General features: G+C 71.2%; 11 protein-coding genes. 4 read left to right on the plus strand and 7 right to left on the minus strand.

The window, feature by feature from the left end:
• Positions 1-40: 40 nt before the first annotated feature.
• Positions 41-940 (minus strand): alpha/beta fold hydrolase, encoded by a 900-nt coding sequence (locus ACWGI2_RS06010; RefSeq protein ID WP_453694261.1) that lies wholly within the window; start codon positions 938-940, stop codon positions 41-43.
• Between the two features lie 125 nt (positions 941-1065).
• On the opposite strand from ACWGI2_RS06010, the gene ACWGI2_RS06015 reads away from it, so the two are divergent.
• Positions 1066-3051 (plus strand): BTAD domain-containing putative transcriptional regulator, encoded by a 1986-nt coding sequence (locus ACWGI2_RS06015; RefSeq protein ID WP_453694262.1) that lies wholly within the window; start codon positions 1066-1068, stop codon positions 3049-3051.
• Positions 3052-3070: 19 nt separating this feature from the next.
• Here ACWGI2_RS06015 and ACWGI2_RS06020 read toward each other — a convergent pair whose 3' ends face one another.
• Entirely contained in the window at positions 3071-4033 is a 963-nt protein-coding gene (locus ACWGI2_RS06020) for an electron transfer flavoprotein subunit alpha/FixB family protein (RefSeq protein WP_453394829.1), read from the minus strand.
• Between the two features lie 40 nt (positions 4034-4073).
• Entirely contained in the window at positions 4074-4859 is a 786-nt protein-coding gene (locus ACWGI2_RS06025; protein ID WP_453399772.1) for an electron transfer flavoprotein subunit beta/FixA family protein, read from the minus strand.
• Positions 4860-4967: 108 nt separating this feature from the next.
• Here ACWGI2_RS06025 and ACWGI2_RS06030 point away from each other — a divergent pair, with 108 nt between their 5' ends.
• Together ACWGI2_RS06030 and ACWGI2_RS06035 are read left to right on the plus strand one after the other, a co-directional pair.
• Positions 4968-5681: a TetR family transcriptional regulator gene (locus ACWGI2_RS06030; RefSeq protein ID WP_453694263.1), complete on the plus strand. Its 714-nt coding sequence runs from the start codon at positions 4968-4970 to the stop codon at positions 5679-5681.
• 163 nt (positions 5682-5844) lie between these two features.
• A complete protein-coding gene (locus ACWGI2_RS06035) occupies positions 5845-6174 on the plus strand; it encodes a Zn-ribbon domain-containing OB-fold protein (protein WP_237330912.1) in 330 nt (109 codons plus the stop codon).
• 16 nt (positions 6175-6190) lie between these two features.
• Here the strand turns inward: ACWGI2_RS06035 and ACWGI2_RS06040 are convergent, their stop codons facing one another.
• From ACWGI2_RS06040 to ACWGI2_RS06050, 3 genes are all read right to left on the minus strand, one after another.
• Complete coding sequence (locus ACWGI2_RS06040) at positions 6191-7726, minus strand: AMP-binding protein (RefSeq protein WP_453694264.1); 1536 nt, start codon at positions 7724-7726, stop codon at positions 6191-6193.
• Between the two features lie 89 nt (positions 7727-7815).
• Entirely contained in the window at positions 7816-9225 is a 1410-nt protein-coding gene (locus ACWGI2_RS06045; protein WP_453694265.1) for a SufS family cysteine desulfurase, read from the minus strand.
• Positions 9212-10600 (minus strand): family 2B encapsulin nanocompartment shell protein, encoded by a 1389-nt coding sequence (locus ACWGI2_RS06050; RefSeq protein WP_453694266.1) that lies wholly within the window; start codon positions 10598-10600, stop codon positions 9212-9214. The genes ACWGI2_RS06045 and ACWGI2_RS06050 overlap by 14 nt, the downstream gene beginning before the upstream one ends.
• Before the next feature lie 334 nt (positions 10601-10934).
• On the opposite strand from ACWGI2_RS06050, the gene ACWGI2_RS06055 reads away from it, so the two are divergent.
• A complete protein-coding gene (locus ACWGI2_RS06055) occupies positions 10935-11792 on the plus strand; it encodes a GNAT family N-acetyltransferase (RefSeq protein ID WP_453694267.1) in 858 nt (285 codons plus the stop codon).
• Between the two features lie 63 nt (positions 11793-11855).
• Here ACWGI2_RS06055 and ACWGI2_RS06060 read toward each other — a convergent pair whose 3' ends face one another.
• Positions 11856-13985: a glycoside hydrolase family 3 N-terminal domain-containing protein gene (locus tag ACWGI2_RS06060; RefSeq protein WP_453694671.1), complete on the minus strand. Its 2130-nt coding sequence runs from the start codon at positions 13983-13985 to the stop codon at positions 11856-11858.
• Between the last annotated feature and the right edge of the window lie 26 nt (positions 13986-14011).

Raw genomic sequence — 14011 nt, forward strand, 5'->3', positions numbered from 1 at the left:
GGCGGGGAGCGGACGGGAGAGGCAGGGCCTCGGAGCGACCTCAGCGGCCGATGAGGTCCCGCAGCGCCTCGGCGACCTCGGCGGGCGCCTCCTCGGCCATGAAATGGCCGCAGGTGACGGGGGTGTGCCGCAGGTCCGGCGCCCAGGCGCCCCACAGGGCTGCCGCGTCGAAGCCGAGCGCGGCGCCCCAGTCCTGTTGCAGCACGGCCACCGGCATCCGCAGCGTGCTGCCGCTGTCCCGGTCGGCCCGGTCGTGGTCGACGTCGACACCGGCGGAGGCACGGTAGTCGGCCACGATCGAGGGCACCGCGGTGCGACAGGCGTCCAGATAGGCGGCGCGTATGTCGGCGGGAATCGCCTTCGGGTCGTTCGTCCAGATGTCGAGGAAGTGGCCGAAGAACGCGTCCGGAGCGGCGGCGATCAACTGCTCGGGCAGGCCTGGGGGTTGGGCCATCAGATACAGGTGGAAGCCGACCGCGGCGGTGACGCCGTGCATCACGTCCCACATGTCCAGCGTGGGCAGCACGTCCAGGCAGGCCAGATGCGTGATCGTGCCGGAGTGGTCGAGTCCGGCGCGGAAGGCGACCAGGGCGCCGCGGTCGTGCCCGGCCAGCGCGAAACGGTCGTGGCCGAGCGCGTGCGCCACGGCGACGACGTCGGCGGCCATCGTGCGCTTGGAGTACGTGGTGCCGTCGGTCTCCGCGGGTTTGTCGCTCGCCCCGTAGCCGCGCAGGTCGGGGCAGATCACCGTGTGGTCCGCGGCGAGGTCGGCGGCGACGTGCCGCCACATCAGATGGGTCTGCGGGAAGCCGTGAAGCAGCACGACCGGCGGGCCAGAGCCGCCGACGGCCACGTTCAGCGAGACGCCCTCGGAAACGTCCTCGGAGACGGGCACACGCCGGTAGCTGAAGTTCTCGATGACAGGGGTGGCAGGGGGCATGGTCGCGTCCTTCGCGGTGGCGGATCAGGTGCTTCCGAGCCTGCCGGGCGCCGATGAGCATCCGATGAGCGCGCTACCGTGACCAGGGGCGATGCCCGATGAACGGGCGGAGAGGGTGGTCAAGCGTGCAGGTCGCGTTCGGGGTGCTCGGGCCGGTGGCGGCCTGGGACGGTGCCGGGGACGCCGTCGCGCTGAAGGGACCGCGGCACCGCGCGGTGCTCGCCCGGCTGATCGTCGCCCGCCGCCGCGTCGTCCCGGTCGCCCGCCTGGTCGACGACCTGTGGGTGGACCCGCCCCAGGACGCGGTCGGGGCCGTACGCACCTTCGTGGCCGCGCTGCGCCGCGCCTTGGAGCCGGAGCGCCCACCCCGCACACCCGCCCGGCTGCTGGTGACCGAGGGCCCGGGGTACGCCCTGCGCGCCGAGCAAGGCGCGGTGGACGCCTGGCGCTTCGAGCAGGCCGTGACCGACGCCGCGAACCTGCCGCCGCGGGAGGCCCTCGACCGCCTGGAGGAGGCGTTCGGGTGGTGGCGTGGCCCCGCCTACGCCGAGTTCACCGAGGAGACCTGGGCCCGTGCCGAGCGCTCCCGCCTGGGCGAGCTGCGCCTGCACGCCGTCGAGCGCCGGGCCGAGGCGCGCCTCGACCTGGGGCGTGCCGCCGACGCGGTGCCGGATCTCGACGCGCACGTGGCCGAGCACCCCTGGCGCGAGGACGCCTGGCGGCTCCTTGCCCTCGCTCTCTACCGCACCGGCCGCCAGGGCGACGCGCTCGCGGTCCTGCGCCGGGCCCGCGCGCTCCTGGTCGAGCAGCTCGGCGTGGACCCCGGCCCGGGCCTTCGCCGCCTGGAGGCGGACATCCTCGGCCATGCCCGCCACCTCGACCCCGTGCCGTCACGGACCGGGGACGCGGCGGAACGGGTGTGGGCCCGGGCCACCACCGCATACGACCGGACCGTGGCCTCCAGCGCCCGCGCCAGGCTGGACTCGACGGTGGGCCTGCTGCGCAACCTGGCGGTGACCGGAGGCGGCGGCCTCGAAGCGGCGCGTGAGCACCGCGTGGCGGCCATCGAGGCGGCGGAGGAACTGGGCGACGCGGAACTCACCGCCCGAGTGATCGGCGCGTACGACGTCCCGGCGATCTGGACCCGCGTCGACGACCCACGCCAGGCCGCACAGGTCGTGGCGGCGGCCGAACGCACCCTGGCCGCACTCCGTCCCGACGCGCACCCGGCGGCGCGGGCCCGCCTCCTTGCCACGATCGCCCTGGAGTCACGCGGCACCCGGTCGGCGCGCGGACCCCAGGCCGCCCGGCAGGCTGAGGAAGTCGCCCGCCGCGTCGACGACCCCGGACTCCTCGCGTTCGCCCTCAACGGCCTGTTCATGCAGACCTTCCACCGCACGGGTCTCGCCACTCAGCGGGACGCGATCGGCGCCGAACTCGTCGCCCTGTCCACCCGGCACGGGCTCGCCACCTACGAGGTCCTCGGCCACCTCATCCGCCTCCAGGCGCGCAGTGCGCTCGCGGACTTCCCTGGCGCCGACGGCCACGCGGCGGCCGCCGATCTCCTGGCGGAGCGTCACGAACTGCCGCTGGTGGGCGTGTTCACCCACTGGTACGCGGCGCTGCGGCTCGCCGCGACCGGTCGGACCCCGGCAGCCGAGACCACCTACCGGGAAGCCGCGGCGCGACTGGACGGCGCGGGCATGCCCGGCCTGGAGCGCGGACTGCTGCCGCTGGCCCTGCTGTCCTTGGACTACAGGCATCAGGCCTCTACCGACGTACGCATCGGTAGAGGCCTGGACGAGACCACGGACTGGGGGCCCTACGAACCCTGGGCCCGCCCCCTCGTGCTGCTGTCCCAAGACCGCCGCGGCGAGGCTTCGGAGGCGCTGCGCCAACTCCCGGACCCGCCCCGTGACCTGATGCTCGAAGCCCTGTGGTGTCTGGCGGGGCGTGCGGCGATCGCCGTGGACGACCGGGAGACGATGGAGCGCGCCCACACCGAACTGGCGTCGGCGTCCGGGGAATTGGCGGGAGCGGGCAGCGGCGTGCTCACCCTGGGCCCGGTCGCCCGCCACCTCGACGACCTGGCCTCAGCCCTGCACCGGTAACGATGACCTCCGAACTGGCTCAGCCCTTGCGGGTGTTGACTTCGTCGGTGAGGGCGGGGACGACGTCGAAGAGGTCGCCGACCACGCCGTAGTCGACCAGGTCGAAGATCGGGGCCTCGGCGTCCTTGTTGATCGCCACGATCGTCTTCGAGGTCTGCATGCCCGCCCGGTGCTGGATCGCGCCCGAGATACCGGAGGCGATGTACAGCTGCGGCGAGACACTCTTGCCGGTCTGGCCGACCTGGTTGGAGTGCGGGTACCAGCCCGCGTCCACCGCCGCGCGCGAGGCACCGACAGCGGCACCGAGGCTGTCGGCCAGGGACTCGATGAGGTGGAAGTTGTCCGCGCCGTTCACCCCGCGCCCGCCGGAGACCACGATCGCGGCCTCGGTCAGCTCCGGGCGGCCGGTCGACTCACGCGGGGTGCGCCCGGTGACCTTGGTGCCGGTGGCCTGCTCCGAGAAGGAGACGGTGAGGGCCTCGACGGCGCCCGCCGCCGGGGCGGCCTCCACGGCGGCACTGTTGGGCTTGACCGTGATGACCGGGGTGCCCGTGGAGATACGCGACTTGGTCGTGTAGGACGCGGCGAACGCGGACTGCGTGGCGACCGGGCCCTCGTCGGAGGCCTCCAGGTCGACGGCGTCGGTGATGATGCCGGACTTGATGCGCACCGCCAGGCGGGCGGCGATCTCCTTGCCCTCCGCGGACGACGGCACCAGCACCGCGGCCGGGGAGACGGCGTCGTAGGCGGCCTGCAGCGCGTCCACCTTCGGCACGACCAGGTAGTCGGCGAACTCCGGGGCGTCGGCGGTCAGGACCTTCACCGCGCCGTGCTCGGCGAGTACCCCGGCCGTCTCGGCGGCACCGGCACCAAGCGCCAGCGCGACGGGCTCGCCGATGCGGCGGGCCAGCGTCAAAAGCTCCAGGGTGGGCTTGCGGACAGAGCCGTCCACGTGGTCGACAAAGACGAGAACTTCAGCCATGACTCTTCCAATTTCCGTGACGGGTCAGCGAACCGGGGGACTAGATGAACTTCTGGCCCGCGAGGAACTCGGCGAGCTGCTTGCCGCCCTCGCCCTCGTCCTTGACGATCGTGCCCGCGGTGCGCGCGGGACGCTCGGTGGCCGATTCGACCTTCGTCCAGGCACCCTCCAGGCCCACTTCCTCGGCCTCCAGGTCGAGGTCGGAGAGGTCCCAGGCCTCCACCGGCTTCTTCTTCGCCGCCATGATCCCCTTGAACGAGGGGTAGCGGGCCTCGCCCGACTGGTCGGTCACCGACACCACTGCCGGAAGGGAGGCCTCCAGCTGCTCGCTGGCCGCGTCGCCGTCGCGGCGGCCCTTGACGACACCGTCCTCGACGGAGACCTCGGAGAGCAGCGTGACCTGCGGGACGCCGAGGCGCTCGGCGAGGAGCGCGGGGATCACACCGGCGGTGCCGTCGGTGGACGCCATGCCGGAGATCACCAGGTCGTAGCCGGCCTTCTCGATCGCCTTGGCAAGGACGAGCGAGGTGCCGATGATGTCGGTGCCGTGCAGGTCGTCGTCCTCGACGTGGATGGCCTTGTCGGCGCCCATGGAAAGGGCCTTGCGCAGCGCGTCCTTGGCGTCCTCGGGGCCCACCGTCAGCACGGTGATCTCCGCGTCGTCCGCCTCGTCGGCGATCTGCAGGGCCTGCTCGACCGCGTACTCGTCGAGCTCCGACAGCAGGCCGTCCACGTCGTCACGGTCGACGGTCAGGTCATCGGCGAAGTGCCGGTCGCCGGTGGCGTCAGGCACGTACTTCACGGTGACAACGATCCTCAAGCTCACGCCGGCTCTCCTACCTGGTGTGGTTCGTTATGACGACGGTATGGCACTCAGTACCCCCTGTAAAGGTACGTAGTGCCAGACTGGCCTCCTCGATGCTACGTTCCCCGCATGACTGAGGCGCGCGGACCAGCGAAGAAGGCCCCCATGCGGGAGGTGCTCGCCAAGGCGGCGTTCCAGCTGTTCCTGGAGCGTGGCTTCGAGCAGACCACGGTGGACGACATCGTGGCGCGGGCCGGGGTCGGGCGCCGCTCCTTCTTCCGGTACTTCCCGTCCAAAGAGGACGCGGTCTTCCCCGACCACGAGCGCTGCCTCGCCGACATGACGGCCTTCCTCGAAGCGGCCGACGGCGTCGATCCGGTGGACGCCGTGTGCGACGCGGCCCGGATCGTGCTACGCATGTACGCCACGAACCCCGAGTTCTCCGTGCAGCGCTACCGCCTCACGCAGGAGGTCCCCGGCCTCCGTACGTACGAACTCTCCGTGGTGCGCCGCTACGAACGCACCATGGCCGGCTACCTCCGTGGCCGTTACGACGGGGCCGAGGACGGCTCCCTGCGTGCCGAGGTGATCGCCGCCGCCGTGGTCGCCGCACACAACAACGCCCTGCGCTCCTGGCTGCGTTCGGGCGGCGAAGGCGACGCCGAGGCGGCGGTGGACCACGCGCTCGGGCTCGTGCGGGAAGGGTGGGGGAGCGGCGCCACCAGCGGAGACGCGGCCGACGACGCCCATGAAGAGGTCGTCGTCATGGTGGTCTCGAAGCGCGCGCCCATGTGGCGCGTGGTGCAGCGCGTCGAGTCCGCCCTCGGCCAGGAATCCGACTGAGTAGCACTCAGTACCTTTACCTCCTGGCACTCAGTGCCATATGGTGCGGATGCGTCGACGCCGAGCGCGGCGCATCCGAGCCGAGTGCAGATCGAATGCAGGGGGTCGAGTCGTGTCCCAGCAGGAATTGAGCATCGCGCCGACAGAGCACGAGCGAACCGGCATGATCTACCAGCGCTGCCGATGGTGCGGCACCGCGTCCTTCCGGCGCATGCTGTGTCCGGTGTGCGCGTCCAGTGATCTGGCCCCCGAGCACAGCGACGGCGAAGGCGTCGTCGTCCAGTCCAGCGTGGTCAACCGCTACACGGGCACCGCACGCAACGAATCCCTCGTCCGCTTCCCCGAAGGGTTCGTGTTCCGCTGCCGTGTCGTGGGTGCCTCACCGCACCTCGTGTGGGTCGGCGCGCGCGTGCGGCCCGTGGCCGGGTCCGATCCGGAGACCGGTGAGGCCGTCTTCGAGCTCTGCGAGACGCACACGAGCGCCGACTGGTAGTGCCTTCCTGGCCCGCTCAGTTGACGCCGCGCTCGCGGCCCTCCCAGTAAGGCCCGCGCAGCTTGTACTTCTGGAGTTTTCCGGTGGCCGTGCGGGCCAGTTCGTCGCGGAACTCCACCGAGGTCGGCGCCTTGAAGCCGGCGAGGTTGTCCTTGCAGTGCCGGATGAGCTCCTCCTCCGTGGCGTGTGCGCCGGAGGCGAGGACGACCAGCGCCTTGATGGTCTCGCCCCACTTCTCGTCCGGCACCCCGATGACCGCGACCTCGGCGACCGCGTCATGGCTGAACAGCACGTCCTCCACCTCGATCGATGACACGTTCTCACCGCCGGTGATGATGACGTCCTTCTTGCGGTCACTGATCGTCAGATGGCCGTCCGCGCCGATCGACCCGCCGTCGCCCGTGTGGAACCAGCCGCCCTCCAGCGCCTGAGCCGTCTCCTCCGGCTGCTCCCAGTACCCCTCCAGGATCACGTTCGAGCGGGCGAGCACCTCGCCCTCGTCCGACGTGCGCAGTGTGACGCCCAGGGCGGGCGCCCCGGCCTGGACCAGCTTCTCCGCGCGCTGCTGCGGGGCGAGACCGTCCCACTCGGCGCGGGTGCGGTTGATGGTGAGCAGGGGAGAGGTCTCGGTGAGCCCGTAGATCTGGATGAACTCCCAGCCCAGTTCGGACTCGACCTGTTCGACCGTCTTGGTGGGCGGCGGAGCTCCCGCGACGATGATGCGCACCCGGTCCCGGCCCGGGATCTCGCCCTCCCACGTCCGCGCGGCGGCAAGAACCGCGTTGACCACGGCGGGCGCGGCGCACATCACCGTGACCCCGTGCTCGGCCACCCGGCGCAGGATCTCCGCGCCGTCCACCTTGCGCAGCACGATCTGCCGCGCGCCCATGCCGGACATCGCGAAGGGCATGCCCCAGCCGTTCGCGTGGAACATCGGCAGGGTGTGCAGATAGACGTCCCGGTCCGTGACCCCGGCGTGCAGCGCGAACGTCAGGGCGTTCACCCAGATGTTGCGGTGGGTGATCTGAACGCCCTTGGGGCGGGCGGTCGTTCCGCTGGTGAAGTTGATGGTCGCGGTGGCGTTCTCGTCGTGCTGCCAGGGCTCGGGCTCGGTGTCGAACCGGTACAGCTCCGCGTCGGCCCGTGCCCCGAGCGTGAAGCGGTGTTTGCAGGTCACCTCCGAGAGGCGGTCCTCCAGTTCGGGGTCGACCAGCAGGACGCTCGCCCCCGACTGCGCGACGATGTAGCTCACTTCGTCGGCCGAGAGGCGGAAGTTGACCGGCACGAGCACCCGGCCGTGGCCGCTGACGCCGAAGAACGACGTCAGCAGCCGCGCGCTGTTGTGCGAGACCACCGCGACCCGTGCGCCGTGCGGCACCCCGAGCGCGTCGAGACCGGCGGCCTGGGCCCGCGCCAGCTCACCCACGCGCCGGTAGGTGAGCCCTTCCCAGGGCTCGGCCGGCTGATCGGGCTCGTCGACGATGCCGACCCGGTCCCCGTACACGGCCGTGGCGCGGTCCAGAAAATCAAGGGCCCCGAACGGGACGAACATCCTGGCCTCCCGAAGCTCAGTCGATGTACGCCTATCCGACCATGCCCCACGGGAAACGGGACCCCCGACGCCTTCTCGTCCGTCAGCCGTCACCCGGCCGTCTTCGGCGCATCCTGAAGCCGTCGCAGGGACGCCACCAGCTGATCCACCTCCTCCGACGTGTTGTAGAGGGCGAGTGAGGCGCGGGCTGCCGACTCCAGGCCGTAGTGGGCGAGCGCGGGCTGGGCGCAGTGGTGGCCCGCGCGGATGGCGATGCCGTCGCGGTCGAGCCAGTCCGCGATGCCCGCCGGATCATGGCCCGCGAGGGTGAACGTGAGGACCGCGATCCGCTCGGGCGCCGAACCGAGGACCTCCAGGCCGGGCACCGTGGACAGGGCCTGTTGCGCGTACGTCATGAGCGAGGTCTCGTACGCGGCGACGGAGTTCCGGTCGAAGGACGTGAACCAGTTCAGCGCGGCAAGGAGGCCGACCACGCCCGAGATGTGGCCCGTGCCGGCTTCCAGGAGGTGCGGGACCGGCGCGAACGTGGTCCGCGCGAAGTCGACGGACTCGATCATGTTGCCGCCGCCCTGCCACGGCCGCATGGACTCCAGGATCTCCGGCTTCGCGTAGAGCGCGCCGATGCCGGTCGGGGCGAAGAGCTTGTGCCCCGAGAAGGCGTAGAAGTCGGCGTCCAGATCCTGTACGTCGACCGGGAAGTGCGCGACCGCCTGCGCCCCGTCCACCAGGACCTTCGCGCCGTACCGGTGCGCGAGGGCGGTCATCTCCTTCACGGGCGGGACGGTGCCGAGCACGTTCGACGCGTGGCTGACGGCGACGAGTTGCGTGCGGGACGAGAGGAGATCGGCGTACGCGTCCTGGTCGATGGCGCCCTCGGGGGTGAGGGGGATCGGCACGACCCGGGCGCGGGTCTCCTTCGCGATCAGCTGCCACGGCACGATGTCCGAGTGGTGTTCGAGGGTGGCCACCAGAATGTCGTCCCCGGGGCCGAGGTTGGCCCGCCCCCAGCTCTGGGCGACGAGGTTGATGGCCTCGGTCGTGCCGCGTACGAAGACGATGTCGTCCGGCGACCCCGCCCCGAGGAACTCGGCGACGGCTGCCCGCCCCGCCTCGTACATCTGGGTCGCCTCGCGCGCCATGGTGTGCGCGCCCCGGTGGATGTTGGAGTTCGCGGAGCCGTAGAAGGCGCCGAGTGCCTCGATGACCTGGCGCGGCTTCTGCGTGGTGGCGCCGTTGTCGAGCCACACGAGGGGGTGGCCGTTGACGGTGCGGTGCAGGATCGGGATGTCCTGGCGGGCCGACTCGGGGGAGAACCCCGGGGGTTGGAGCTGCGGGAGCGAGCCCGCGCCCGGGACGCCCGTCGGCAGCTCCGGGACGCTCGCCGGCAGCTCCGTGCCGCTCGTCGGCAGCCCCGGAGCACTCACCGGCAGCCCCGGGGTGCCGCCCAGCAGCCCCGGTGCGACGCCCGCCCCTCGCGCCGTAAGGTCAGGAATAGTCATGGTAGTTGGACACCTCGACGTTCTGCAGGACGGCGATGGCGTCCTCGACCAGTACCGCGGTGTTGAAGTACGCCGTCATCAGGTACGACGTGATGCCCTTCTGGTCGACGCCCATGTTCCGCATGGACAGGCCCGGCTCGACCTCGTCCGCGACGCCCGCGGGACGCAGGCCGACCACGCCCTGCTCGGCCTCGCCCGTCCGCATCAGCAGAATCTCGGTCGTGCCGAGTCCGGCACCCATGCCGCCCGAGAACCGCACCTTGTCCGACGGAAGCAGCGGAACACCGCGCCAGGTCAGGAGCGGGCTGCCGAAACGGGTGTCCGTCACCGGGGGAACGCCACGCCGCGTACATTCCCGGCCGAAGGCGGCGATCGCCCTGGGGTGCGCCAGGAAGAAGCCGGGCTGCTTCCAGACCCGCGTCAGGAGCTCGTCCAGGTCGTCGGGGGTGGGGGCGCCGGTGCGCGACTGGACCCGCTGCCCGGCGGAGACGTTGTGGAACAGGCCGTGCTCCGGGTGGTTGAGGAGCGAGGACTCCTGCCGTTCCCGCAGCGCCGCGATGGTGAGGTTGGACTGTGCGCGGGTCTGGTCGATGGGCCCGTTGTAGAGGTCGGCGACCCGTGTGTGCACGCGGAGCACCGTCTGCGCGAGCGTCATGTGGTACTCGCGCGGCGCGTCCTCGTAGTCGACGAACGTCCCCGGCAGATCCGGCTCCCCGACATGCCCCGCGGTCAGATCCACCGGCACCTCGGTGCCGGGCGCCATGGTGTCCCCCTCGCAGTACGCGGTGATCGCACCCCCCAGCGCCTCGTCCCGGTCGGCTATCCCCGCGAGCGCGCTGCGGTCCGCGCAGAGCGCCACACCCGGGGTGAGCGCCTTGACGCGGTAGGGCATCTCCTCGGTGCGGGTCCACGCGCCGAGGTCGAAGAACTGGCCGTCGCCGATGACTTCGAGCAGCGCGTCCTCGCCGTACCGCCCGGTCACCCGCTTCTCGGCCCTGCCCCGCACGATCACCCACAGCCGGTCGGCGGTGTCGCCCTCCTGGGCGAGGACCTGCCCGGCATCGAAGGTGACCTCGGTGAAGGCGCCGGCCAGCTCCGCGAGCGCCGCGTCGTCGGCGTCACGGAGGTAGGAGATCTCGCGTAGGTCGCCGGGCACGACGCGCTGCGAGCCGCTCTCCTCATACGTGGTGATGCGGTCGTCTCCGAGCACGAACGTCCTGCGGCGGTTCACCCGGTAGGTGCCCGACTCGACGTCCACCCAGGGCAGGGCGCGCAGCAGATAGCGCGGGGTGATGCCGCGCATCTGCGGGGTGGTCTTGGTCGTTGTCGCCAGTTGCCGTGCGGCATCCGGGCCGAGTGCGAGCCGGTCGTTCACTGGAACCTCCTGGAAGAACGGTTTTTCCTGGCAGCCGTGACGGCATCCGGCGCCGATCGTCTTCGCGTTGTTCCGTGGCCGCAAGTGGTCGTTTTTCAGGGATAGTTGAGAAAAGGCCGGAAATGAACGAACAGTTGGCCTCGCACCCGCGTACCACCCTTCCAGTGCTCGGCCGGGAAATCCGTCCACAGCAGATATCAGGCTCAAATCATCCCAATACCGGAGCCAAGTGCCCCTGAAAGGAGCGCTTATGGCTCGGGTGACGGGGCGGGGAGTCGGGCAGGATGGTTCCGGTGCGGCCGGTGAGAGCGGCCGCCGGACGAAGGGTGCAGCGATGACGGATTCGGACCCTGGGCGGCTCACCATCTCGCGGGCGACGCTCGACGACTGGCAGGTCGTCAGCGGATGGGCGGCGGACGAGGGCTGGAATCCAGGTCTGCGGGACGCCCCGTCCTTCTTCGCGCAGGACCCCGACGGATTCTTCATCGGCCGCGTCGACGGTGAGCCGGTCTCCGCGATCTCGGTCGTGAACTACGACGACGTGTACGCCTTCCTGGGCTTCTACCTCGTCCGCCCCGACGTGCGCGGCCTCGGCTACGGACTCGCCACCTGGCGGAAGGCTCTCGCCCACGCGGGAAAGCGCACCGTCGGCCTCGACGGCGTGGTCGCCCAGCAGGACAACTACCGCCGCTCGGGCTTCGAGCTCGCCCACCGCACCATCCGGTACGTCGGCCCCGTGCCCGGAGGTGTCCCAGGAGCCGCACGGGTCCTGCCGGTGGAGGCCGCGGGCCTGCGGGCGATCACCGCGTACGACGCCGCGAGCTATCCGGCCGACCGCCCGCGCTTCCTTGAGTCCTGGCTGACCGCTCCGGGGCACCGCGCACTCGCCCGGATCGTCGACGGCACGATCACTGGCTACGGTGTGCTCCGCCCGGCCCACGGCGCCCTGCGCATCGGGCCCCTGTTCGCGGACTCGCGCGCCGACGCGGAGGAGCTCTTCGACGCGCTGACGGCGGAAGCGGACGGCGCGACCGTCGTCATCGATGTCCCCGAGACCCAGCCCCATGCCGTGGCCCTGGCAGAGGCGCGCGGCATGAAGCCCACGTTCCCGACCGCCCGGATGTATACCGGCCCGGTGCGGGAGATGGCCCAGGAGCGGGTCTTCGGCGTGACCACGCTCGAACTCGGCTGACCCGCGAGGGCCGGGCCCACCCGGACCCGGCCCTCGCGCCACGCGCGCCTCCCCCTAGGGGCCCTACGTGATCGTCAGCCTCTTCTTCGCCTCGGCCTCGGAGCTGTTGCCGACGTAGAGGTCCACCGCCCCCTCCTCGACACGGAATTCGCCGCTCTCCGCGTTCGTCCAGAACCCGAAGTCGTCGGCGCCGAGCTGGAAGCGGACGGTCTTCGACTTGCCGGCCTTCAGCGTCACCCTGCGGAATCCGCGCAGCTTGCGCACCGGCTGCGTGATGCTCGCCGCGATGTCGTGGACGTACAGCTGGACGACCTCATCCCCCGTGCGGTCGCCCGTGTTGCGGACGGTGACCGAGACCTCCAGGGTGTCGCCCTCGCGCAGGGCCCGCGCCGGCACGCGGTCGCGGCTCAGCTTCGGCTCGCCGATCTCGAAGGACGTGTAGGAGAGCCCGTGGCCGAAGGCGAACTGCGGGTCAGGGGGCAGGTCGAGGTACTTGGACGTGTACTTGTTGTCCGCGTTGTAGGGGCGGCCCGTCGACTCGTGGTTGTAGTGGACGGGGATCTGGCCGACAGTCCGCGGGAACGAGACGGGCAGCTTGCCGCCCGGATTGACCTCGCCGAACAGCACGTCGGCGATCGCGTTGCCTGCTTCGAGCCCCGGGTGCCAGGCCTCGAGGACGGCGGGCGCGGACTTCAGCCAGTCGCCGACGGTCAGCGGGCGCCCGTTGACCAGGACCACCACGAACGGTTTGCCCGTCGCGGCGATCGCCTCGATCAGCTTCTCCTGCCCGCCCGGCAGGCTGATGTCGCCGCGCGCGGCAGCCTCGCCGCTCATCGCCGGGGGCTCGCCGACCACGACGACGGTGACGTCCGCGCCCTTGGCCGCGGAGACCGCCGCCGGGATGCCGCTGGTGTCCTTGCCCTCGGGGTCGACGCCCTTCGCGTACGTCACCTTCGCCCGCGGGGCCGCGGCCTTCACCGCGGCGAGGACCTTGCCCGAGGGGAAGTTCTTCGCCGCGCCGGGGAACGTCCACGTGCCGAGCAGGTCGTCGGAGTCGCCGAACGGCCCGACGACCGCGATCGACCCGGTGGACTTCTTGAGCGGGAGCGCCTTGCCGTCGTTCTTCAGGAGCACCATCGAGCGGGCGGCGGTCTCGCGGGCCGCTTCGCGGGCCTCGGCGGACGGCTTGTCGATGGCGGCGCCCTCGTCGACGTACGGATGGTCGAAGAGCCCGAGCGTGAACTTCAGGCGCAGGATGCGCGAGACCGCCTCGTCGAGGCGCTGCTCGCTGATCCTGCCGCCGCGCAGCAGCTTCTTGCCGTGCTTGGCCAGGTCCGTGCTCGCCATCTCCATGTCGACGCCGGCGTTCAGTGCGAGACGGGCCGCGTCGGCGCCGTCCTCGGCGAAGCCGTGCGCGACGAGTTCGTCGACGCCGTTCCAGTCGCTGACGACGAAGCCCTCGAAGCCCCACTCCCTGCTCAGTACGTCGGTGAGCATGTGGGAGTTGCCGTGGGCCGGGACGCCGCTGATGGTGTTGAAGGAGGCCATCACCGTGGCCACGCCCGCGTCCAACGCGGCCTTGAACGGCGGCAGATAGTGATTGCGCAGGCGCGACTCCGACACGTCGACCGTGTTGTAGTCCCGGCCGCCCTCGGCCCCGCCGTACGCGACGAAGTGCTTGGCGCAGGCGGCGATCCGGTCCTTGGCGCCGAGCCCCGAACCCTTCTCGCCCTGGTAGCCCTCCACCTTGGCCACCGCGAACGCCGTCGTGAGGTACGGATCCTCGCCGCAGCCCTCGGCGATCCGGCCCCAGCGCGGCTCGTGCGTGACGTCCATCATCGGCGAGAACGTCCAGTGCACGCCGTTCGAGCGGGACTCCTTCGCCGACACCTCGGCGTCCCGCCTGCCGACCTCCGGGTCGAAGCTCGACGCCTGGGCGAGGGGGATCGGGAACGTGGTCCACAGGCCATGGATGACGTCGAGGCCGAAGAGCAGCGGAATGCCGAGCCGGGACTCCTCCACCGCGATGCGCTGCAGGGCGTTGCTGCTCTTGGCACCGAAGATGTTCAGGACCGATCCGAGCCGTCCGGCGCGCGCCGCGTCCTCGACGTCCTTCGTCTCGCTGCCGCCGGGGCCGGTGCTTACGGCCCAGGGGAGTTGCTGAAGCTGACCGAGCTTCTCTTCGACAGTCATACGGTCGAGCAGCTGCTGGATCTTCG

Source organism: Streptomyces sp. NPDC054866 (assembly GCF_053610745.1).

Excerpts from the sequence above, each read along its gene's own strand:
- ACWGI2_RS06010 (WP_453694261.1), bottom strand. The coding sequence starts at position 940 with ATGCCCCCTGCCACCCCTGTCATCGAGAACTTCAGCTACCGGCGTGTG.
- ACWGI2_RS06020 (WP_453394829.1), bottom strand. The coding sequence starts at position 4,033 with ATGGCTGAAGTTCTCGTCTTTGTCGACCACGTGGACGGCTCTGTCCGC.
- ACWGI2_RS06030 (WP_453694263.1), top strand. The coding sequence starts at position 4,968 with ATGACTGAGGCGCGCGGACCAGCGAAGAAGGCCCCCATGCGGGAGGTG.
- ACWGI2_RS06035 (WP_237330912.1), top strand. The coding sequence starts at position 5,845 with ATGATCTACCAGCGCTGCCGATGGTGCGGCACCGCGTCCTTCCGGCGC.
- ACWGI2_RS06040 (WP_453694264.1), bottom strand. The coding sequence starts at position 7,726 with ATGTTCGTCCCGTTCGGGGCCCTTGATTTTCTGGACCGCGCCACGGCC.
- ACWGI2_RS06045 (WP_453694265.1), bottom strand. The coding sequence starts at position 9,225 with ATGACTATTCCTGACCTTACGGCGCGAGGGGCGGGCGTCGCACCGGGG.
- ACWGI2_RS06055 (WP_453694267.1), top strand. The coding sequence starts at position 10,935 with ATGACGGATTCGGACCCTGGGCGGCTCACCATCTCGCGGGCGACGCTC.
- ACWGI2_RS06060 (WP_453694671.1), bottom strand. The coding sequence starts at position 13,985 with ATGACTGTCGAAGAGAAGCTCGGTCAGCTTCAGCAACTCCCCTGGGCC.